General features: G+C 37.1%; 17 protein-coding genes and 2 rRNA genes (1 of these 19 cut by a window edge). 11 read left to right on the plus strand and 8 right to left on the minus strand.

Annotated elements, in window-relative coordinates; genetic code table 11:
- From R4Y45_RS01065 to mnmE, 5 genes are all read right to left on the minus strand, one after another.
- A 23S ribosomal RNA gene (locus tag R4Y45_RS01065) occupies positions 1 to 1,260 on the minus strand; it reaches 1,653 nt to the left of the window's first position.
- 166 nt (positions 1,261 to 1,426) lie between these two features.
- Positions 1,427 to 2,998: ribosomal RNA gene (locus tag R4Y45_RS01070) — 16S ribosomal RNA — on the minus strand.
- Together the 16S and 23S rRNA genes form the textbook arrangement of a ribosomal RNA operon.
- A gap of 510 nt (positions 2,999 to 3,508) precedes the next feature.
- Positions 3,509 to 4,165: a YoaK family protein gene (locus tag R4Y45_RS01075; RefSeq protein ID WP_339968368.1), complete on the minus strand. Its 657-nt coding sequence runs from the start codon at positions 4,163 to 4,165 to the stop codon at positions 3,509 to 3,511.
- 31 nt (positions 4,166 to 4,196) lie between these two features.
- Positions 4,197 to 6,101, minus strand: coding sequence for a tRNA uridine-5-carboxymethylaminomethyl(34) synthesis enzyme MnmG (gene mnmG, locus R4Y45_RS01080; RefSeq protein WP_339968371.1), 1,905 nt, complete (start codon positions 6,099 to 6,101; stop codon positions 4,197 to 4,199).
- 18 nt (positions 6,102 to 6,119) lie between these two features.
- Positions 6,120 to 7,508 carry a tRNA uridine-5-carboxymethylaminomethyl(34) synthesis GTPase MnmE gene (gene mnmE / locus R4Y45_RS01085; protein WP_339968373.1) on the minus strand — a complete coding sequence of 463 codons (1,389 nt, stop codon included), beginning with the start codon at positions 7,506 to 7,508 and terminating at the stop codon, positions 6,120 to 6,122.
- Positions 7,509 to 7,779: 271 nt separating this feature from the next.
- Here mnmE and R4Y45_RS01090 point away from each other — a divergent pair, with 271 nt between their 5' ends.
- Both R4Y45_RS01090 and R4Y45_RS01095 read left to right on the plus strand, forming a co-directional pair.
- On the plus strand, positions 7,780 to 8,436 hold the full coding sequence (locus R4Y45_RS01090; RefSeq protein ID WP_339968375.1) for a YczE/YyaS/YitT family protein: 657 nt from the start codon (positions 7,780 to 7,782) through the stop codon (positions 8,434 to 8,436).
- 80 nt (positions 8,437 to 8,516) lie between these two features.
- Positions 8,517 to 10,496, plus strand: coding sequence for a translation factor GTPase family protein (locus R4Y45_RS01095; protein WP_339968377.1), 1,980 nt, complete (start codon positions 8,517 to 8,519; stop codon positions 10,494 to 10,496).
- Positions 10,497 to 10,529: 33 nt separating this feature from the next.
- Here the strand turns inward: R4Y45_RS01095 and yidC are convergent, their stop codons facing one another.
- The 3 genes from yidC to rpmH all read right to left on the minus strand — a co-directional run bounded on the left by yidC (position 10,530) and on the right by rpmH (position 11,934).
- Entirely contained in the window at positions 10,530 to 11,333 is an 804-nt protein-coding gene (gene yidC, locus R4Y45_RS01100; protein WP_339970231.1) for a membrane protein insertase YidC, read from the minus strand.
- A gap of 64 nt (positions 11,334 to 11,397) precedes the next feature.
- Positions 11,398 to 11,742 (minus strand): ribonuclease P protein component, encoded by a 345-nt coding sequence (gene rnpA, locus R4Y45_RS01105; protein ID WP_339968380.1) that lies wholly within the window; start codon positions 11,740 to 11,742, stop codon positions 11,398 to 11,400.
- A 54-nt stretch (positions 11,743 to 11,796) separates the two neighbouring features.
- Entirely contained in the window at positions 11,797 to 11,934 is a 138-nt protein-coding gene (rpmH, locus tag R4Y45_RS01110; RefSeq protein WP_339968382.1) for a 50S ribosomal protein L34, read from the minus strand.
- Positions 11,935 to 12,428: 494 nt separating this feature from the next.
- Here rpmH and dnaA point away from each other — a divergent pair, with 494 nt between their 5' ends.
- From dnaA to rpsR, 9 genes are all read left to right on the plus strand, one after another.
- Positions 12,429 to 13,823, plus strand: coding sequence for a chromosomal replication initiator protein DnaA (gene dnaA, locus R4Y45_RS01115; protein WP_339968384.1), 1,395 nt, complete (start codon positions 12,429 to 12,431; stop codon positions 13,821 to 13,823).
- Positions 13,824 to 13,977: 154 nt separating this feature from the next.
- Positions 13,978 to 15,108, plus strand: coding sequence for a DNA polymerase III subunit beta (dnaN, locus tag R4Y45_RS01120; protein WP_339968386.1), 1,131 nt, complete (start codon positions 13,978 to 13,980; stop codon positions 15,106 to 15,108).
- Between the two features lie 202 nt (positions 15,109 to 15,310).
- Complete coding sequence (gene yaaA, locus R4Y45_RS01125; protein ID WP_339970232.1) at positions 15,311 to 15,526, plus strand: S4 domain-containing protein YaaA; 216 nt, start codon at positions 15,311 to 15,313, stop codon at positions 15,524 to 15,526.
- 20 nt (positions 15,527 to 15,546) lie between these two features.
- The gene (gene recF / locus R4Y45_RS01130) at positions 15,547 to 16,689 is read left to right on the plus strand and encodes a DNA replication/repair protein RecF (protein WP_339968388.1); all 1,143 of its coding nucleotides are present in this window, start codon (positions 15,547 to 15,549) and stop codon (positions 16,687 to 16,689) included.
- On the plus strand, positions 16,673 to 18,643 hold the full coding sequence (gene gyrB, locus R4Y45_RS01135; RefSeq protein ID WP_339968390.1) for a DNA topoisomerase (ATP-hydrolyzing) subunit B: 1,971 nt from the start codon (positions 16,673 to 16,675) through the stop codon (positions 18,641 to 18,643). Before recF ends, gyrB begins: the two co-directional genes overlap by 17 nt.
- 14 nt (positions 18,644 to 18,657) lie before the next feature.
- On the plus strand, positions 18,658 to 21,141 hold the full coding sequence (gene gyrA / locus R4Y45_RS01140; protein WP_339968392.1) for a DNA gyrase subunit A: 2,484 nt from the start codon (positions 18,658 to 18,660) through the stop codon (positions 21,139 to 21,141).
- A 166-nt stretch (positions 21,142 to 21,307) separates the two neighbouring features.
- Positions 21,308 to 21,604: a 30S ribosomal protein S6 gene (gene rpsF, locus R4Y45_RS01145; protein ID WP_339968394.1), complete on the plus strand. Its 297-nt coding sequence runs from the start codon at positions 21,308 to 21,310 to the stop codon at positions 21,602 to 21,604.
- Between the two features lie 29 nt (positions 21,605 to 21,633).
- Entirely contained in the window at positions 21,634 to 22,140 is a 507-nt protein-coding gene (gene ssb, locus R4Y45_RS01150; RefSeq protein ID WP_339968396.1) for a single-stranded DNA-binding protein, read from the plus strand.
- Positions 22,141 to 22,159: 19 nt separating this feature from the next.
- A complete protein-coding gene (gene rpsR, locus R4Y45_RS01155) occupies positions 22,160 to 22,396 on the plus strand; it encodes a 30S ribosomal protein S18 (RefSeq protein WP_339968399.1) in 237 nt (78 codons plus the stop codon).
- The last annotated feature ends 2 nt before the right edge of the window (positions 22,397 to 22,398 follow it).

Genomic DNA, 22,398 nt, shown 5'->3' on the forward strand with positions numbered 1-22,398 from the left:
ACAATCTACCTTCTTCGCCCTTAGAACGCTCTCCTACCACGTGTTATAAATAACACATCCACAGTTTCGGTATTATGCTTAGCCCCGGTACATTTTCGGCGCAGCGTCACTCGACTAGTGAGCTATTACGCACTCTTTAAATGAATGGCTGCTTCTAAGCCAACATCCTAGTTGTCTACGCAATGCCACATCCTTTTCCACTTAGCATAAATTTTGGGACCTTAACTGGTGATCTGGGCTGTTTCCCTTTCGACTACGGATCTTATCACTCATAGTCTGACTCCTGGATATAGATCAATGGCATTCGGAGTTTATCTGAATTCAGTAACCCTTGACGGGCCCCTAGTCCAAACAGTGCTCTACCTCCACGATCCTTTACTCCAAGGCTAGCCCTAAAGCTATTTCGGAGAGAACCAGCTATCTCCAAGTTCGTTTGGAATTTCACCGCTATCCACACCTCATCCCCGCACTTTTCAACGTACGTGGGTTCGGTCCTCCAATGCATTTTACTGCATCTTCAACCTGGACATGGATAGGTCACTTGGTTTCGGGTCTACATCATGATACTTATTCGCCCTATTCAGACTCGCTTTCGCTTCGGCTCCGTCTCTTCAACTTAACCTTGCATCATAACGTAACTCGCCGGTTCATTCTACAAAAGGCACGCCATCACCCATTAACGGGCTTTGACTACTTGTAGGCACATGGTTTCAGGATCTATTTCACTCCCCTCCCGGGGTGCTTTTCACCTTTCCCTCACGGTACTGGTTCGCTATCGGTCACTAGGGAGTATTTAGCCTTGGGAGATGGTCCTCCCGGATTCCGACTGGATTTCTCGTGTCCAGCCGTACTCAGGATACTACTTTGGTATAAACAAGATTTCAAATACAGGGCTGTCACCTTCTTTGGCTGAGCTTCCCAACTCATTCTTCTATCTTATTTAAGTCCGTTATTGTAGTCCTACAACCCCAAGAAGCAAGCTTCTTGGTTTGGGCTTCTTCCGTTTCGCTCGCCGCTACTCAGGAAATCGATTTTTCTTTCTCTTCCTGCAGGTACTGAGATGTTTCAGTTCCCCGCGTCTTCCTCCTGCATGCTATGTATTCACATACAGATACTAAGATTACTCTTAGTGGGTTCCCCCATTCGGATATCTCTGGATCAAAGCTTACTTACAACTCCCCAAAGCATTTCGGTGTTTGTCCCGTCCTTCATCGGCTCCTAGTGCCAAGGCATCCACCATGCGCCCTTTATCACTTAACCTGTGATTTCTCTTTAATTTACTCTTAAAAACGCGGTGTTTGATTATCTTTCCGATAACCTCGGCTTTTGGTTCTTAAATCATATTCAGTTTTCAATGTTCAACGTTTGAGAGTAAACCTCTCAAAACTAAACAAAGTTTCAAATGTGTGTTTCCGTATATCCTTAGAAAGGAGGTGATCCAGCCGCAGGTTCTCCTACGGCTACCTTGTTACGACTTCACCCTAATCATTTGTCCCACCTTAGACGGTTGGCTCCAAAAGGTTACCTCACCGGCTTCGGGTGTTACAAACTCTCATGGTGTGACGGGCGGTGTGTACAAGGCCCGGGAACGTATTCACCGCAGCATGCTGATCTGCGATTACTAGCGATTCCAGCTTCATGCAGGCGAGTTGCAGCCTGCAATCCGAACTGAGGATGGTTTTAGGAGATTAGCTAAACCTCGCGGTATCGCTGCTCGTTGTACCATCCATTGTAGCACGTGTGTAGCCCAGGTCATAAGGGGCATGATGATTTGACGTCATCCCCACCTTCCTCCGGTTTGTCACCGGCAGTCTCACTAGAGTGCCCAACTTAATGCTGGCAACTAGTAATAAGGGTTGCGCTCGTTGCGGGACTTAACCCAACATCTCACGACACGAGCTGACGACAACCATGCACCACCTGTCATTTTGTCCCCGAAGGGAAAACCTAATCTCTTAGGTGGTCAAAAGATGTCAAGACCTGGTAAGGTTCTTCGCGTTGCATCGAATTAAACCACATGCTCCACCGCTTGTGCGGGCCCCCGTCAATTCCTTTGAGTTTCAACCTTGCGGTCGTACTCCCCAGGCGGAGTGCTTAATGCGTTAGCTGCAGCACTGAAGGGCGGAAACCCTCCAACACTTAGCACTCATCGTTTACGGCGTGGACTACCAGGGTATCTAATCCTGTTTGCTACCCACGCTTTCGAGCCTCAGCGTCAGTTACAGACCAGAGAGTCGCCTTCGCCACTGGTGTTCTTCCATATATCTACGCATTTCACCGCTACACATGGAGTTCCACTCTCCTCTTCTGCACTCAAGCTAATCAGTTTCTAATGCACTTCTCCGGTTAAGCCGAAGGCTTTCACATCAGACTTAATTAGCCGCCTGCGCTCGCTTTACGCCCAATAAATCCGGACAACGCTTGCCACCTACGTATTACCGCGGCTGCTGGCACGTAGTTAGCCGTGGCTTTCTGGTTAGTTACCGTCAAATAATAAACAGTTACTCTTACTATCTTTCTTCTCTAACAACAGAGTTTTACGAGCCGAAACCCTTCTTCACTCACGCGGCGTTGCTCCATCAGACTTTCGTCCATTGTGGAAGATTCCCTACTGCTGCCTCCCGTAGGAGTTTGGGCCGTGTCTCAGTCCCAATGTGGCCGATCACCCTCTCAGGTCGGCTACGTATCATCGCCTTGGTAAGCCATTACCTTACCAACTAGCTAATACGCCGCAGGTCCATCCTAAAGTGATAGCCGAAACCATCTTTCAAATAAGAAACATTCGATTCTTATTGTTATGCGGTATTAGCATCTGTTTCCAAATGTTATCCCCCGCTTTAGGGTAGGTTACCCACGTGTTACTCACCCGTCCGCCACTCGTTTGGATTCTTAGTCAAGTAGTGCAAGCACTACCATCATAAGAGCAAACTCGTTCGACTTGCATGTATTAGGCACGCCGCCAGCGTTCGTCCTGAGCCAGGATCAAACTCTCATTTTAAGATTGTTTGACTTGCTCTTTTTAAAACTTACTAGCGAATTGACTTCGCTCATTGCTTGGGGTTAATTACCCCCACACATTTATGCGAAACTTTGTTCAGTTTTCAAAGGTCTACTTGTTTAACAACTTCTCTATTATATCAAAGCTGTTAATCAGTGTCAAGAAGTTTTTTAAATTATTTTTTTCTTATGAATCAATAACTTATCGCTCAACTTGACGACTTAATTAATATACCATGTTCTCTTTCGCTTTGCAACTCTTTTTTTAAATCTTTTTTAAATTTATTTGAGTTGCTTAGCTGCCGCTTTTCAACGACAAAGAATATAATAGCATTTATTAAGTTGTTTTGCAATACCTTCTTTGAAATCTTTTTGATTTCTTTATTTCGTATTGCGTCGTTATTTAACGACAAAAAATATAATACCATCGATTTGTGTCCTTAGCAACACTTTTTTGATAAAAAATAAAAAAAGTTGATTCAAAAGGGCGAAAATCCTTTTAAATCAACTTTTATTCCCGTCTTACAAGTATTAAAATACCAATCAATAACATCATTGGAAAGAAAATTGCGTTAATTCCAAACCAGCTGGAAAGCCATGAACTGAGAATAGCACCCAGTACAAAGCTCAAAATAATAAGTAGGCAGTCAATAAATATCGTTTTATTTTGACTTTTGTTCTCTCCCAATAAATAAGCAATAGCAGAGTTCCCAACTTTTTTTAGATTTCCTGTGTTCATAGCTGAAGCATATGGGTGATCGTTTACCACTCTAAAAGAGTGCACTTGAAACGCCATAAAGAATGACAACATACTAACTATAACAGTAGTATCTAGCTGGTTAATTAATAAACGAGTAATTAATAATCCTATCAATTCAATATAAATCACGATTTCTTGCCAAACAAAACTGGTTAACTTTGGTCCCGATAATTCGACAAAGTTAGCTATCGCACTTGCAATTAAAAATGAAATGATCGGCAATAGATAGTGAAAAATCGCTCCTATATTAAATGTCGCGATATTTAACCCAAGCAAAACAATATTCCCTGTCTGCAAAGCAGAAAAGACGTGACCAAGATGCAAGTAACTAAAGGCATCAACAAATCCGCCGACTATTGATAGCATAATCGCAATTGGTAACGACTCAAACTTATGTCCTTTTTTCATTATATTCTCTCCAAATATGATCTAAACCTTACTATTCCACTGGGTTTTCTAATTTTGCAATCCGACCTTGTTGAATGTAAACACTCAAAATACCAACATCAGCAGGATTCACCCCACTAATACGACTAGCTTGAGCGATAGATTCAGGTCTAATTTTCATCAATTTTTGGCGAGATTCTGTGGCTAAGCCATTAATAGCTTCATAATCGATGTTCTTTGGAATCTTTTTAGACTCTAAGCGACGTAATTTATCGATTTTACCTTGTTCTTTTTTGATATAACCTTCATATTTAAGTGAAATTTCCACTTGTTCTTTAACATAACGATCAATATCGTGATCAATAGCCATAAACTGTTCAACATCACCATAACTAATCCCTGGACGTTTTAGCAATTCACTAGCCAAAATACCGTCTTTCAATTTAGCTTGGTTGTTTTCTTCTAAATAAGTTTGTAATTCATCAGTTGGTTTAAGACGTGTTGTTTGAAATTGTTTTAAAACAGCTTCGATTTGTTCTTTTTTCTGTGTGAATCGTTCAAATTGAGGTTCTTGTACCAAACCTAAGTCATGTCCTTTTTGAGTTAAACGTAGGTCAGCATTATCATGACGCAAAATCAAACGATATTCAGCACGACTAGTTAGTAAGCGATAAGGTTCAGCTGTTCCTTTGGTTACTAAGTCGTCAATCATCACACCAATATAAGCTTCATCACGTTTCAAAGTAAAGCCTTCTTTACCTTGAGCACGACGTGCAGCGTTAATTCCGGCCACAATTCCTTGTCCGGCTGCTTCTTCATATCCTGAAGTTCCGTTCATTTGACCCGCTGTAAATAAGTTTTTAACCACTTTAGTTTCTAAGGTATGAGTCAATTGCCAAGGCTCAATCACATCATATTCAATTGCGTAACCTGGACGCATCATTTCAGCTTTTTCAAGTCCTTCAACCGAGTGCAACATTTTCAATTGAACGTCTTCTGGCATTGATGTTGAAAAATCACCGACATAGTATTCTTCTGTGTGGCGACCTTCTGGTTCTAAAAATAGTTGGTGACGAGGCTTATCTGCAAAACGCACAATTTTATCTTCAATAGATGGACAGTAACGAGGACCCACCCCTTCAATCACACCTGAAAACATTGGGGCACGGTCAAGATTTTGACGAATGATGTCGTGAGTATTTTCGTTAGTATAAGTCATCCAACAACTAATTTGATCAATTGCGTAATCTTCATCTTTGGTTTGATATGAAAAGTGATTTGGTTTAGTATCTCCTGGTTGTTCTTCTGTTTTAGAAAAATCAATCGTATTTTTATCAACACGAGGAGGTGTTCCGGTTTTGAATCGGTTTAACTTGAACCCTAAACGTTCAAGACCTTCAGATAGTTTAATAGAAGGAAGTGAATTATTTGGACCTGATGAATACATCAATTCACCGATAATAATTTTTCCACGTGAAGAAGTTCCGGCTGTTAAGACAACTGATTTAGCGTAGTATTTAGCCCCTGTATTTGTTAAAACGCCTTGGCAAACACCATCTTCAACAATTAAATCTTCAACCAATCCTTGTCTTAGCGTTAGATTGTCTTCTTGTTCAATTGCCTGTTTCATTGTTTCGTGGTATTGATTTTTATCAGCTTGTGCACGTAGTGCTCGAACCGCTGGTCCTTTACCTGTATTTAACATTCTCATTTGAATATAGGTTTGGTCAATATTTTGGCCCATTTGACCACCTAAAGCATCAACTTCACGCACAACAATTCCTTTAGCAGGACCACCAATTGATGGATTACATGGCATAAAGGCTACCATATCTAAGTTGATTGTTAATAATAGGGTTTTTTGACCCATTCTAGCTGAAGCAAGTGCCGCTTCTGAACCCGCATGTCCAGCACCTACGACAATAACATCGTAATCATATGAATCATATGTCTTCATGTGTTTAATCTCTCCTCATTATTTTCCTAGACAGAACTGGCTAAATAGCTGGGTGATTAATTCATCAGGTGCACTTTCACCCGTGATTTCACCTAATTTATCCCAACAAGCTGTCATATCAATTTGCACTAAATCAATTGGCATGCCATTTGCAATTCCAGCAATCACTTCATCTAAACTGTGTTGCGCTTGCGTTAACAAGCCAATTTGACGAGCATTTGTCACCATCACATCAGTCTGATTAGTTTCAATTCCACCAAAGAACATCGTTGCAATTTGTTCTTCAAGTTGATCGAGTCCTTGGGTATTTTGTACACTAATTTCAATTACAGGTGTTTCACCAACCGTTTGTGTTAACTCAGCAGCCGTTAATTTTTGATCTAAGTCAATTTTATTTAACAAAATAATTCGATTCTTGTCTGCAGTTAACTCAAGTAATTGGCGATCTTCATCCGTTAATTCTTCTGCTGCATTTAGTACCACTAACACTAAATCCGCATCGTTAATTGCTTTTTTAGAACGTTCTACACCAATCTTTTCAACAACATCTTTAGTTTGACGAATCCCGGCGGTATCGACCAACTTCAACGGCACATCACGAACGTTGACATACTCTTCTAAAACATCACGGGTTGTCCCTTCAATGTCCGTTACAATGGCTTTGTCTTCTTTGATTAAATAATTTAACAAGGAAGATTTCCCAACATTTGGACGTCCAACTAAGGCTGTTGCTAATCCATGACGTAAAATTTTTCCTTGCTTAGCTGTTTGAAGTAGACTATCGATTTGAGTTTGGATATGTTGGGCTTTTTCAAGCAGTAATTGGGTCGTCATGTCGTCCATATCGTATTCAGGATAATCAATATTAACTTCAACTTGAGCTAAAACTTGTAAAATTTCTTCTCTCAAATTATGAATTAAGTTATTCAATTGACCATCTAATTGATTAACCGCCACTTGCATGGCTTTATCAGTTTTGGCACGAATCAAATCCATCACAGATTCTGCTTGTGTTAAATCAATACGCCCATTTAAAAAGGCTCTTTTTGTAAATTCTCCAGGTTCAGCTAAACGAACTTCTTCACCAAGAAAGTTTTGTAAAATTTTATTAGTTGCCACCACACCACCGTGACAATTAATCTCGACAATGTCTTCACGGGTAAATGTTTTAGGTGCACGCATCACACTTACCATCACTTCATCAAGTGGTTTTTTTGTAGTAGCATCCAAAATATGACCGTAGTGAATGGTATGACTATCAACTTCCGTCAAATCTTTTCCTTTAAATAAGCGGTTAACTTGTTCTACTGCATCTTCACCAGACAATCTCACAATTGAAATTGCACCTTCACCTATCGGCGTTGAAATCGCAGCTATCGTATCGTATTCCGTAACAGCAGTGGCCATAATTCCTCCTTGAAATAAAAAAGGTGCTAGATATCCACTGAAAGCTCAATCTTTGAGTGGATAAAGCACCTTGACTACTTTATCGATATTCATTTATTTAAAATATAGCGATATTCGCCAAATTTGTCAATGTTTCGATGTTTTCACGTGAAACATTTTTTACTTTTTTACGAGTTTCTACCATTATATGTTGTAAAAACTTAGATTATTTCTTTGCTTATTTTGCTTTAATTATCTATGATAGTATCAGACTATAAAAAAGGAGCTCACAATGAATCAAAAAAACAGTATGGCTTCGCGACTATTTTTTCTTGCGTTTGCTATTTTTATCAATGGATTGGGTAATGCGTTAACCGTCTCAATGAATTTAGGTTCAGCACTTTGGACGGCTAGTGCCGTTAATATTAGCAATTTCTTTTCATGGAATCTAGGAACAACACTTTTTGGAACAGCACTTTTTGCAGCCGTCCTCACCGTTATTTTACTTCGAAAATTCAAATGGAAACAGGTACTAGGTAACATTATCTTTATGGTCCTTTTTAGTTTGGTCGTTAACTACTTGACCTCTCTACTGATGATGACACCACTTCCTGAATTACCTTACATTATCAAGCTAATTATCGATTTAATTGGTATTGTTTTTATTGGCTGTGGTATTTCACTTTATCAACGTGTTAATTTAATTATGCATCCTGTTGATGATTTAATGAAAGTTATTCGTTTTAATTACACCAAAGGTAACCCTGTTAGTGCACAACTACTAACTTTTACGCCACCTATCATTGTTATTATCATTATTTTTGCAGTTTCACAACAACTATCAGCTGTTAATATTGGGACAATTTTCGCTTTATTCTTCCAAGGAAAAATTGTTGATTTAGCGGATAAGTTCTTGTTCCCAAATTTCAAATACGACAAGATGGATTAATTAATTTTAAATTTAAGGAATGTTCTCACTATCACGATGAGACGTTCCTTTTCTTTAGCACTAAAATAAAGGAGGATTTCATGACTTTTCAAAATAAAACAATTGGTGTTTTTTCACACGTTGATGGTGGCAAAACCACATTGATGGAAGCTATACTCTATAAAAATCACATCATCGAACAAGTTGGTAATGTTAATAAAGGCACAACCGTTTTGGATAATGAACCGATTGAAAGACGACGCAAAATTACTTTTTCAAGTAAACCTGTCAGTTTTAAGTCTCACGACCAACCTTATACTTTTATTGATACCCCGGGACATATGGATTTGACTTTTGAAATGGAGCGAATTTTACAAGTTGTCGATATTGCTATTTTGATTGTTAGTGCGACTGATGGTATTACAGGCTATACGGAAACAATTTCTGAATTATGTGAACAATATCAGGTTCCTGTTTTACTTTTTGTCAATAAAACAGATGTTGAAACCGTCGATATTCCTGCACTTAAACAAGAAATAAGCCGTTTTTCTGCTCAAACATTGCCCTTTGATCATACTTCTTTAAATCCTGATCATCAATTTTTAGAAGATTGGGCTATGTTAGACGATGATTGGTTAGAGTTGATGTTACAATCAAAAAAAGTATCACAAACAAAACAACACCAACTTTTGAGTTCGGCTATTAAACAACGAAAGATTATGCCCACTATTTACGGTTCAGCCGTTACTTTTGCTGGCGTTTCAGATTTATTGATGTTGCTTGATATCATTGAACTAGATGAACTCAACCAAGACAATCCTATCGCTCAAATCTATAAGATTTCTCATGACAAAAATAATCTTACCCAAGTCCACGCCAAAATTATTTCAGGTCAATTTCATTCAAAAGAAAAAGTAACCTTAGCCCAATCAGAAAATAATCTTAAAATTAATGAAATTTTTTATCCTGAAGGTCGCAAACTAACTAAAACGACAACTGCTAAAACAGGCGATATTGTGGTTATGACCGGTTTGACTGAAGGATCTCCTGGTGAATTTATGGGCGGGACAGGTGTTAATCAAACCGACCTACCAAAACCTATTTCACTAACTCGTGAACCAGTTTATGAAGTGCAAGTTATCGCAAAAGATACTAGCCAATTCGATGAGATGATTAGCCATTTTTATTTACTTGCTGATGAAGATCCGATGCTACATTTAAGATACAAAAAAGACCTCAACGAACTTTACATTAGTATCGTGGGGACAATTCAAATGGATTATTTAAAAGAAACGTTCTTAGAGCGATTTAATATCGCAATCGATTTTCTGTCACCTAGTGTACTTTATAAAGAAACCATCACTGAACCTGTTATTGGTTTTGGACATTTTGAACCGTTAAGACATTACTCTGAAGTGGCTTTGAAACTTGAACCAGGTCAACCCGGTCAAGGTATTATTGTCAAAAATAATTGTAGTCGAGAAGAATTAGATATTAACTTCCAATCTCGAATTATGACTCATCTCACTGAAAAAACACATCTTGGTGTTTTAACCGGTTCACCAATAACCGATTTGACCATCACTTTACTAAGTGGTCGTGCACATTATCCTGAAACTAAGGGGGGCGACTTCAGAGAAGCCACTTACCGTGCCATTCGCCAAGGATTAATGAAAATAAGAGCAACTAATCACCTACTTGAACCGTGGTTTGCTTTAAAAATCACGGTTCCAAGCGACTTAATTGGTAAAGTCAGTGCAGATATTACACGAATGGGTGGTGAGTTAGACCCTACTACTGAAATTTCAGCGGATTCTACTCTCATTGAAGGTGCAGTTCCCGTTTCCAATTTTACCGACTATCCTTTAACTTTCGCTTCCTTTACTAAAAATAAAGGACGTCTTACGACACAGCTAAAAGGGTACTTCCCTGCCCAAAATCAAACTGAACTGATTAACACTATCAATTATGATCCAGAAAGTGACCTAGAAAATACAGCTAATTCAATCTTTTTTAAAAAAGGAAAAGGTTATGATGCACATTGGTCAGATGTTGATGATCTTCGTCATATTCAGCTATAAAAAAATCTCAGACTTAAGTCTGAGATTTTTTTATTATTTTTTGTAAATTTTCTTTTTAGCTTTATTTATTTTACGACGACGATCACGTTCTTGTTGTTCTTTTTCACGCATTTCACGTTGATATTTGAACGGATTTTGGAAAATAAATGTTTGTGCCAATTGGAACAAGTTTGAAGCTACCCAGTAAATAGTCAAAGCTGACGGTAAATTCAACCCAACAATCAAAATCATGATTGCCGGTACGAAAGTCATAATCTTAGTTGTCGCATTACTATCAGGCTGTTGCATTGAACTAATATATGAAGTAGCCAGTGTTAATAGTGCTGAAAGGATTGGCATGATAAAGTATGGATCTGCTTTTCCTAACTCCATCCATAAGAATCGACCCACTTGTAGTTCTGGCGTTCTTAAAATTGAAGAATATAACGCCAGCAAGATAGGTAATTGCGGTAGCATTGGTAAACAACCCGAAATGGGATTAATTCCTTGTTCAGAGTACAATTTTTGAGTTTCAACTTGAACTTGTCTTTGACTTTGAGCATCTTTACCTGGATATTTTTTCTTAATTTCATCCATTTGCGGTTTCAATTGTGACATTTTTTTCATATTACGCATTGAAATTACATTTAATGGTAATAAAATAATTTTCACAACGATAGTAAAGATAATAATCGCTAGTCCAGGATTATTGCCGACACTTTTTGAAATCCAAATCAATAATTGAGACATGTTATATAAAATGTAACGATCCCAAAAGTTTGTGGTGTTTGGATCAATTGGCTGATTAGTAGATGAACAACCGGTTAATACTAATGTGAACAACATCAACGTTGCCATCAGTAATATCTTTTTACGATGTTTCTTTATAAACTTAGTCAATTCTATCTCCTTGAGTAAACATTTATTTTTCTAAAATATGAGCAACTTTTAAAGCATGTCTTAGATTCTGTCTAACCTCTGCCATTGTAAAATCACGAATATATGGTCGAGCAATCACTAAAAAATCCAATTCTTTTGGTAAGTCTTGTAACTCTTCAGTTAATGTTTGACGAATATAGCGTTTCAACCGATTTCTAACAACAGCATGATGACCCACTTTTTTTCCGACAGATATGCCAACTCTAAAATGCTTTTGATTAGGCTTAGACATCTGGTAAATAACAAAAGCTCGATTCGCACAAGAGTTTTTACCTTGATACACAGTCTGAAACTCTTGTTCTTTTTTTATACGATACTTTTTTCTCATTTGAGTATTTCCACCTTATATAACAAAAAAACCACTGAAGTTTATTCAGTGGCCTTAAGCAGATAATTCTTTTCTACCTTTACGACGGCGTCGTGCTAAAACTTTGCGGCCGTTCTTAGTACTCATACGTTTTCTAAAACCGTGAACACGTTGACGGTGACGTTTTTTAGGTTGGTAAGTTCTTTTTGACATGTTTTTGCACCTCCTAGTTGTTTCGAGTGCTTTCGACTGTTACGTCATTATTTTATAAATTACTGTAATGTATATAAGCACAATACTGTTAAATTTTAGCATATAAAAATAAATAAGTCTACTTTATTTCAAATTAACTCCACTTTATTATAGGTACAATAATAGTGGATAACTATGTGGATAAAATAATTACTATTTTTCTCGTTTTTTTTATCCACAGATTAACTAACAGTTTTATCCACAAATAAAATATGACTATATTTTTTATCCACAGGCTTAGATTGTTATTCTATAAATGTTTTTATCTGATATTTAGAAATTAAAAAATAATTCTTCTATTCTCTCTGACTTTATCCACAACCTCGTTATTAAAGTTATTCACACTTGTGTTTTTGTGGAAAAGTATTTTTTGACACTGTGGAAAAGTGCCTTATAAAATGTTAAAATAATTTTTGCTATTACTTTTATTTTTATAAGATTGGAGGAACAACTGATTGTTTAACTTAAATAGTTTTTGGGAATATTTTACTAACGAGATGAAAAAACGTTATAACGAAGTGACTTACAACGCTTGGTTTAGAAACACTCATCCCATTTCATTTGATGAAAACACTAAGCAAATGACAATTAGTGTTGAAACAGCTGTTAGTAAGGGCTACTGGGAAAAGAATCTGTCTTCTGACCTTATTCAAGAAGCCTATGGTTATGCCGATTTAGAGATATCACCTATCTTCTATGTTGAAAGTCAACAACAACCTGAAGCTCAATCAACTACCTACGCATCAAAACAACAGCCTATTCAAACATCTAAAGAACGTCCTGAAACTAGTTCTAACGATACCCAGCATGCAAAATTAGCATCTGATTTACGCCTAAATAATAAATATACATTCGATACCTTTGTTCAGGGAGAGGGCAACAAGTTAGCTGCGGGAGCTGCCATGGCTATTGCTGATAACCCTGGTGATTTTTATAATCCACTCTTTATTTTTGGTGGCGTTGGTCTTGGAAAAACGCATTTAATGCAAGCTATTGCTCACCAAATGTTAAGAGAAGATCCTAATTGTCGCGTTGTTTACATTCAAAGTGAAACTTTTGTAAACGACTTAATTAATTCCATCAAAAATAATACGCAAGAAGCTTTTCGCCGTAAATATCGTAATGCTGACCTCTTCTTGGTGGACGATATTCAATTTTTTGCTAATAAACAAGGTATTCAAGAAGAATTTTTCCATACATTTGAAACGCTTTATAGTAATCAAAAACAAATTGTTATGACAAGTGATCGCCTACCTAACGAAATCAAAAGTCTTTCTGAAAGGCTAAGCAACCGCTTTGCATGGGGATTACAGGTCGAAATTACACCACCTGATTTTGAAACACGAATCGCGATTTTGAAGAAAAAAGCAGATGCTGAAAAAATTAAAATCAATGATGCAACGATTAGCTATATCGCTAAACAAGTTGATACTAACATTAGAAATCTTGAAGGTGCATTAGTTCGCGTACAAGCTCATGCGACAATTAAGCGTCAAGATATTAACCCTCAACTTGCTCAAGAAGCCTTACAGAATCTGAACTTAGTCCAACAATTTAGCAGTGTCACAATTGCAAAAATTCAAGAAGTCGTGGCTAACTATTATCAAGTTTCTACAAGTGATTTGAAAGGTAAAAAGCGAGTTAAAACAATCGTTCTTCCTCGTCAAATTGCCATGTATCTATCACGCAATATGACCGATAAGTCATTACCTAAAATTGGTCAAGAATTTGGTGGTAAAGATCATACAACTGTGATGCATGCACACGAGCGAATTACAGAATTAGTTAAAATAGACTCTGATATTAAGAATCAAATTAACGATATTACCCAAAAACTTACACACAACTAGTGTGGAAAAACACCCTGACTTATACACAGTTTATACACAGGTAAAATACTGATATAATCAACTATCAACATACTTATTAACAGTATCCACAGTACCTACTACTATTACTAACTATATATAAATATAAATTAAATAGAGAAAGAGGATTTTTGAGATGAAATTTACAATCGATCGTAATAAATTTATTAATCATTTAAACCATGTTATGCGGGCTATTTCTTCTAAGACAACAATTCCTATTTTGACAGGAATTAAATTAGACTTATCTCAAGAAGGATTAATTTTAACTGGAAGCAATTCAGACATTTCAATTAAATCAACTATGATTAAAGATAATGAACTACAAATACAAAGCGAAGGTAGCATTGTTTTACCTGCTAGATTCTTTAGTGAAATTGTTAAAAAATTACCTGAAGCAATCTTTACATTTGAAGTTAAAGAAAATTTACAAACAGTAATTAAATCAGGCAGTTCTGAATTTTTAATTAATGGATTAGATGCAGACAACTACCCTCGTCTACCACAAGTATCAAAGGATCTTCAATTTGAATTAAATGGTAAAACTTTGCGTAACTTGATTAATCAAACTAACTTTGCGGTATCAACGCAAGAAAGTCGTCCAATTTTAACTGGGGTTCATTTTGTTATTTCAAATGAACAAGTCAAAGCTGTTGCTACTGACAGCCACCGTTTATCTCAACGTATTTTAAAAATTGAAAACGGTCCAGATACGATTTTAGATTTTATTATTCCAGGTAAAAGTCTAACTGAACTTTCAAGAATTTTAAGTGATGTGGATGATAATATTCAAATTCAAATGAGTGAAAACCAAATCTTGTTTACAATTGGTCACTTATCTTTTTATTCTCGTTTACTTGAAGGTACTTATCCTGAAACTGACCGTTTGTTGCCTGACAGTTCAACAACTGATATTACATTTAATAGTTCAAAAATCTTCAGTGCTTTAGAACGTGCTAGTCTGTTAACGCATGAAAGTCGTAACAATGTGGTTCGTTTAGTTATCAACCCGGAACTACATCAAGTTGTCCTTTATGGAAACTCTCCTGAAGTGGGTAATGTAGAAGAAATTTTAAACGTTGAAACGTTAGTGGGAGAAAGCCTTGAAATTTCATTTAACCCAGATTACTTAAAATCGGCTCTCAGAGCTTTCAAGACAGATCAAATCACTATGAAATTCACACAACCGCTAAGACCCTTTACAGTTGTTCCAAAAGAAAATGATGGCCAATTCGTGCAATTAATTACGCCAGTTCGAACATTTTAAAAAAAGACCACAAAATTGTGGTCTTTTTTTATTTTCCAAATTTTCCCTATTCTCAGCGATTTTATATTTTTTGGGTAGTTTACAAAGTCAAACGCTAAAATTTGTCAGAGATTAAAAATATCGGTTTTAAGTTTGTGCTTTACTCCAAAAAAACGTATAATAGATAGTGACAAACCGACTGTTTTTACGAAGATTGGGGGAAATGACAATTCAAGACTTAACAATTAAAGAGACCTATATAACATTGACTCAGGCATTAAAAGAATTAGGTTATATTTCAACAGGAGGGCAAGCCAAATGGTATTTGCAAGAGTTTCCTGTGAAATTAAACGATGAATTTGAAAATCGTCGTGGCAAAAAGTTATATCCAGGAGATATTGTCAATATTAATGGTGATTTAGTTCGAATTAAGAATTAGGTTGTTTTGGAATAATCGCAATGTACTTAAAACAATTAAACTTAACTAACTACCGTAACTACAAAGAATTAAATGTTCAATTTTCGCCAACTATTAATATTTTTATTGGAAAAAATGCACAAGGTAAAACTAATTTACTGGAATCGATTTATTATTTAGCCTTTGCGAGGTCTCATCGAACGAATAATGATCGTCAGTTAATTTATTTTGATTCACCTTTTGCCAAAGTTTCTTCCCGAATTTATAAAAGACAAACTTCCAACGTTTTGGAGTTAGTAACCGCCAATCGAGGTAAAAAAGCAAGTATCAACCATCTGGAACAAAAACGTTTATCTGCTTATATTGGGCAATTAAATGTGGTTTTGTTTTCTCCAGAAAACTTAAACTTGGTTAAGGGGTCACCCGCTCAACGCCGACGATTCATTGACTTAGAATTTGGTCAAATTGATAATCGTTATCTGACGTTACTAGCCCGCTATCAGCGATTGTTAAAGCAACGTAACACGTTTTTGAAGAAAATGAGTTATCAAAAAGAACCAGACTTTTTATATTTAGAAGTTTTAACACGTCAGTTGGTGGAAGTTGCGGCAACTGTGATTGAGTTGAGAATGAAGTATGTGGCTCATCTTGAAAAGTTAGCTCAAAGTATTCACTTTCAGATTAGTCAGCAAACCGAAAAGTTGTCCTTTAATTATCAAACTACAAATTACGATTTTAAACACAAAAACGACAAGCAATCAGTTGTCGATTTTTTAATTGAACAATTTTCAAAAGTTCAAAGTCGTGAAATCAAACTGGGGACAACACTGTTAGGTCCTCATCGTGATGATATTGTGTTTGAAATAAATGGGAAAGATTTACAGTCATTTGGCTCACAAGGGCAGCAAAGAAGCTGTGTTTTGAGTTTAAAGTTGGCTGAAATCAAGTTAATTAAACAAGTAACCAAAGAAAGTCCAATATTACTGTTAGATGATGTTTTGTCTGAACTAGACAGTAAACGACAAGCAGCCTTAATTGAGATTATTGACGAAGATATCCAAACTTTTATTACAACAACGGATTTAGCCAGTGTTTCAAAAGAACTCAAGCATCAACCGACTATTTTCGAAGTTAGTAATGGAAATTTAGTAAAAAAAGGAGTTAAAAATGACCCAAAACAATGATGACCGCTTAAAGCAACAGCAAGTTGAAGCATTAGAAGAACGTGCTAAGTCTTATGACGCTAGTCAAATTCAAGTTCTTGGTGGACTTGAAGCTGTTAGAAAAAGACCCGGAATGTACATCGGATCAACTAGTTCACAAGGTTTACACCACTTAGTATGGGAAATAATCGACAACGGGATTGATGAAGCATTAGCTGGTTTTGCTGATGAAATCAATGTTGAGATTGAACCTGATAATAGTGTGACCATTACTGATAACGGACGTGGAATTCCGGTTGATATTCAACAAAAAACAGGACGTCCAGCTCTTGAAACAGTTTTCACCATCTTACATGCCGGTGGTAAATTCGGCGGTGGCGGATATAAAGTTTCAGGAGGACTTCACGGGGTGGGGGCTTCTGTTGTCAATGCCTTGTCAACTGAACTTGATGTAACAGTTGTGCGTGATGGCAAGAAATATTATATCGATTTCACCAGTGGTAAAGTGAAAACACAAATGAAAGAAATGGGCGAAGTGCCAGAACATCGCCATGGAACACGTGTTCACTTTGTACCTGATTCATCTATTTTTACTGAAACGACAACTTTTGATAGTAAAGTCTTAACGACACGTATTCGTGAGTTAGCCTTTTTAAATAAAGGGTTGAAACTAACTTATACTGACAAGCGAATCGAAAACCCTGAAACGCTAAGTTACCACTATGAAGGTGGAATTAGAAGTTATGTTGAATATTTAAATCAAAATAAAGAAGTGTTATTTGATACGCCAATTTATGTGGAAGCTGATCAAGACGACATTCAAGTTGAAGTTGCTTTACAATACACAGATGACTATCATACCAACTTGATGAGTTTTGCCAATAATATTCACACTTATGAAGGTGGAACACACGAAGCTGGATTTAAGTCAGCACTGACACGTGTTATCAACGACTATGCTAGAAAAACCGGTCTATTAAAAGATAACGATGCCAAGCTTTCAGGTGAAGATGTCCGTGAAGGGATGACAGCCGTTATCTCAATTAAACATCCAGACCCACAATTTGAAGGTCAAACGAAAACGAAATTGGGGAACTCAGATGCAAGAACGATTACTGAACGTCTTTTCTCTGAAATTTTTGCCAAATTCTTAATGGAAAATCCAACTGTTGGTCGTCGTATTGTCGAAAAAGGTCAACTAGCATCAAAAGCTCGAGTTGCAGCTAAACGTGCTCGTGAAGTAACCCGTAAAAAATCAGGTCTTGAAATCAGCAACTTACCAGGTAAGTTGGCCGATAACTCAAGTAAAGACCCTGAAATTTCTGAATTATTTATTGTTGAGGGTGATTCTGCTGGTGGTTCTGCAAAACAAGGCCGTTCACGCTTAACGCAAGCCATTTTGCCTATTCGAGGTAAAATTTTAAATGTTGAAAAAGCCAGCATGGATAAAATCTTAGCTAACGAAGAAATCAGAACATTATTTACAGCATTAGGAACTGGTTTTGGAGCTGACTTTGATGTATCAAAAGCTCGTTATCACAAGTTGATTATCATGACCGATGCCGACGTCGATGGGGCACACATTCGAATTCTGCTACTGACACTATTTTATCGCTACATGCGTCCAATGGTTGAAGCCGGATACGTTTATATCGCAAAACCACCATTGTACCAAGTTCGCCAAGGAAAAATGGTGAAATATGTTGATAGTGATGAAGAATTAAAAGAACTACTTAGCACACTATCACCAAGTCCAAAACCTGTTGTTCAACGTTATAAAGGACTTGGAGAAATGGATGCTGAACAACTTTGGGAAACTACAATGAATCCTGAAAATCGTCGTTTAGATCGTGTTGATCCACAAGATGCTGTTGAAGCAGATAGTATCTTTACGATGTTGATGGGTGACAAAGTAGACTCAAGACGTCAGTTTATCGAAGACAATGCCAAGTATGTTGAAAACATTGACGTTTAATCAGGAGGTCAAAAATGGATAATACAAATGATAGACGAATAACGAATGTTAATTTATCGGAAACCATGCAATCCTCGTTCTTGGATTACGCCATTAGCGTTATTGTTGCCCGTGCATTGCCTGATGTCCGTGATGGAATGAAACCGGTTCACCGCCGTATTTTATACGGTATGCATGAATTGGGGGTAACACCGGATAAACCTTATAAAAAATCTGCTCGTATTGTCGGAGACGTTATGGGTAAGTATCACCCTCACGGTGATAGTGCAATCTATCAGTCAATGGTTAGAATGGCACAAGATTTCAGCTACCGTTACATGCTAGTTGATGGTCATGGGAACTTTGGGTCTGTCGATGGTGATGGGGCTGCTGCGATGCGTTATACCGAAGCGCGTATGAGCAAAATGGCCCTTGAAATGCTACGTGATATTAACAAAGATACGATTGATTATTCTGACAACTATGATGGTTCAGAACGCGAACCAGATGTTCTACCTGCACGTTTTCCTAACCTGTTAGTAAACGGTGCAACCGGGATTGCGGTTGGGATGACAACCAATATTCCACCTCATAACTTGAATGAAGTGATTAGTGGTTTGCATTTATTAATGAAAAACCCAGATATCAGTATTTTAGAGTTAATGGAAGCCATCAAAGGACCTGACTTTCCAACAGGTGGTTTAGTTATTGGTAAATCTGGTATCAAAAAAGCTTATGAAACAGGTAAAGGAACCATTACTTTACGTGCTAAAACCGATATTGAGGTCGACAAAAAAGGCAAAGAACGCATCATTGTAACGGAAATTCCTTACATGGTTAATAAAGCCAAATTAGTCGAAAGAATAGCCGAATTGGCTCGTGATAAACGCATTGAAGGTATTGTTGACTTAAACGATGAATCTGACCGTGATGGTATGCGTATTGTGATTGATGTGCGTCGTGATGCTAGTGCTAATGTTATTTTGAACAATCTTTATAAACTAACTTCACTACAAACTTCATTTGGATTTAATATGGTTTCTATCGTTGATGGTGTACCACGTCTATTAAATCTAAAACAAATGCTAACGTATTACTTGAAACACCAAGAAGATATTATTCGTCGTCGAACACAATTTGAATTGACACGTGCCCAAAAACGTTTACACATTGTGGAAGGTTTGCAAATTGCGTTAGATCATATTGATGCAATTATTTCAATTATTCGTAAATCAAGTACGTCTGAAATTGCTAAAAATCAATTGATGGATGATTACCAATTATCTAACAAGCAAGCCCAAGCTATTTTGGATATGCGTTTAGTTCGTTTAACCGGACTTGAACGTGAAAAAATTGAAAAAGAATATCGCCAACTTAAAGAAAAAATTGCCGATTACGAAGCAATTTTAGGTAGTCAAGAACGTATCAACGAAATTATTTATCAAGAATTACTTGAAATTCAAGATAAATTCGGTGATGAAAGACGTACTGAACTAATGGTTGGTGAAGTGCTAAGCATTGAAGATGAAGATCTAATCGAACGTGAAGATGTGTTACTAACCTTGACTCACAACGGCTATATTAAACGTTTGCCAGCAGATGAATTCAAAGTTCAACGCCGTGGTGGTCGTGGAATTAAAGGAATGGGCGTTCATAAAGATGACTTTATTGAAAAACTGATTTTCACATCTACTCATGATGTGGTCCTATTCTTCACAAACACGGGTAAAGTTTACCGTGCTAAAGGTTATGAAATTCCAGAATTTGGTCGTGCGGCTAAAGGAATTCCAATTATTAACTTACTCGGCATTGACTCTGATGAAAAAGTTCAAACTGTTATTAGTGTTGAAGAATCAAAAGCAGATCAATTCTTGTTCTTTATCACTAAACACGGAACAGTAAAACGCACACCAATTAGTGACTTCCAAAACATCAGAAGTAAAGGTATTCGTGCCATTACACTTAAAGATGATGATGAATTAAACAACGTATTGCTTACTGACGGCCAACAAACTATTTTTATTGGCACACACAAAGGTTACGCTGTAACTTTTGACGAAGAATCTATTCGATCAATGGGTAGAACTGCTGCAGGTGTTCGAGGTATTCGTTTGCGTGAAGAAGACGCGGTTATTGGTTCTGATATCATTACACCAGATTCAAACGTATTGGTTATTTCTGAAAAAGGTTACGGTAAACAAACTAAAGCCACCCATTACCCAATTAAAGGTCGTGGTGGTAAAGGAATTAAGACCGTTAATGTTACTGAAAAGAATGGTCCACTTGCAGGTATTCGTGTGGTTAATGGGGATGAAGATATCATGTTAATCACTGATGAAGGTGTTTTGATTCGATTCAAAGTAGCTAATGTTTCTGAAACAGGACGTGCAGCCTTAGGTGTTCGTTTAATTAAAGTCGGTGAAAACTCAAAAGTTGCAACCCTAACAACTGTTCCAGAAAGCGAATCTGAAGAAGAAGTGGCAGAAAATAATGTAACTGAAGATACTTCAAGTAATTAAAGATAACTAAAAAATTACCTGATAATTAACTAGAAAATTACACGATCTTGTGGTAAAATAAATGCTCGTGAGTAATCGGTATTTATTACCGGCTGAAGTAATTCAGTTTACTCCTTGTTCTTGATCACAAATATCGGGAGCCATAGACCATAAGGAGGTGACAGTCATGGCAACAACAAAATACGAAGTAACTTACATCATCAAACCAGACGTTGATGAAGAAAGTAAACAAGCGCTTGTTGAACGTTACGACAACGTTTTAAACCAAAACGGTTCAGAAGTTGTTGAATCCAAAGACTGGGGCAAAAAACGTTTTGCATACGAAATGAACAAGTATCGTGAAGGTACTTACCACATTGTCGTTTTAAACGCAGAAAATGCAGATGCAATTAACGAATTTGACCGTCTTGCAAAAATCGATTCAGCGATTTTACGTTCAATGACAGTAAAAATCGAAGCTTAATTAACTGAGACTTTAAGGGGTGAGAAATTATGATAAATCGAGTAGTTCTTGTCGGACGTTTAACACGTGATCCGGAGTTGCGTAGTACAGGAAGCGGTATTTCCGTTGCCTCATTTACGATGGCAGTTAACCGACAATTCACAAATGCTCAAGGTGAGCGTCAGGCTGACTTTGTCAACTGTGTAATTTGGCGTAAAGCTGCTGAAAACTTTGTGAATTTCACGGATAAAGGTTCTCTTGTAGCCGTTGAAGGACGTTTGCAAACGAGATCTTACGATAATGCTGATGGTCAACGTGTATTCGTGACTGAGGTAGTCGTTGATAATTTCTCATTGCTTGAATCTAAATCTCAAGCTGATGCTAGAAGAAGAGAAGGTGGCGGTGGTTTTAATCAAAACCAATCCCAACAAACTTCTAACTACTCAGCACAAAATAATACGCAACATCAAACTAATAATGATAGTCAATCATTCACAGATCCTTTTGCGGATTCAGGAAATACAATTGATATTTCAGATGATGACCTACCATTTTAAATAAAGGAGGGAAACACTCATGGCTCAACAAAGAAGAGGTGGAAGACGTCGTCGTAAAGTTGATTTTATCGCGGCTAACCATATCGAATACATTGATTACAAGGATACAGACTTGTTGAAACGTTTTATCTCAGAAAGAGGTAAAATTTTACCACGCCGTGTGACGGGTACAAGTGCAAAGAACCAACGTAAGTTGACTATTGCCGTAAAACGTGCACGTATTATGGGACTATTACCATTCGTAGTCGAAGACTAAAA

Origin of the sequence: Holzapfeliella saturejae (genome assembly GCF_037546065.1) — a bacterium.
Taxonomy (GTDB): Bacteria; Bacillota; Bacilli; order Lactobacillales; family Lactobacillaceae; genus Holzapfeliella; species Holzapfeliella saturejae.

Coding starts and splice junctions, on each gene's coding strand:
- gyrB (WP_339968390.1), top strand. CDS start 16,673: ATGACCCAAAACAATGATGACCGCTTAAAGCAACAGCAAGTTGAAGCA.
- recF (WP_339968388.1), top strand. CDS start 15,547: ATGTACTTAAAACAATTAAACTTAACTAACTACCGTAACTACAAAGAA.
- rnpA (WP_339968380.1), bottom strand. CDS start 11,742: ATGAGAAAAAAGTATCGTATAAAAAAAGAACAAGAGTTTCAGACTGTG.
- yaaA (WP_339970232.1), top strand. CDS start 15,311: ATGACAATTCAAGACTTAACAATTAAAGAGACCTATATAACATTGACT.
- R4Y45_RS01095 (WP_339968377.1), top strand. CDS start 8,517: ATGACTTTTCAAAATAAAACAATTGGTGTTTTTTCACACGTTGATGGT.
- mnmG (WP_339968371.1), bottom strand. CDS start 6,101: ATGAAGACATATGATTCATATGATTACGATGTTATTGTCGTAGGTGCT.
- dnaN (WP_339968386.1), top strand. CDS start 13,978: ATGAAATTTACAATCGATCGTAATAAATTTATTAATCATTTAAACCAT.
- rpsR (WP_339968399.1), top strand. CDS start 22,160: ATGGCTCAACAAAGAAGAGGTGGAAGACGTCGTCGTAAAGTTGATTTT.
- ssb (WP_339968396.1), top strand. CDS start 21,634: ATGATAAATCGAGTAGTTCTTGTCGGACGTTTAACACGTGATCCGGAG.
- mnmE (WP_339968373.1), bottom strand. CDS start 7,508: ATGGCCACTGCTGTTACGGAATACGATACGATAGCTGCGATTTCAACG.
- R4Y45_RS01075 (WP_339968368.1), bottom strand. CDS start 4,165: ATGAAAAAAGGACATAAGTTTGAGTCGTTACCAATTGCGATTATGCTA.
- R4Y45_RS01090 (WP_339968375.1), top strand. CDS start 7,780: ATGAATCAAAAAAACAGTATGGCTTCGCGACTATTTTTTCTTGCGTTT.
- yidC (WP_339970231.1), bottom strand. CDS start 11,333: ATGGCAACGTTGATGTTGTTCACATTAGTATTAACCGGTTGTTCATCT.
- rpsF (WP_339968394.1), top strand. CDS start 21,308: ATGGCAACAACAAAATACGAAGTAACTTACATCATCAAACCAGACGTT.
- gyrA (WP_339968392.1), top strand. CDS start 18,658: ATGGATAATACAAATGATAGACGAATAACGAATGTTAATTTATCGGAA.
- rpmH (WP_339968382.1), bottom strand. CDS start 11,934: ATGTCAAAAAGAACTTACCAACCTAAAAAACGTCACCGTCAACGTGTT.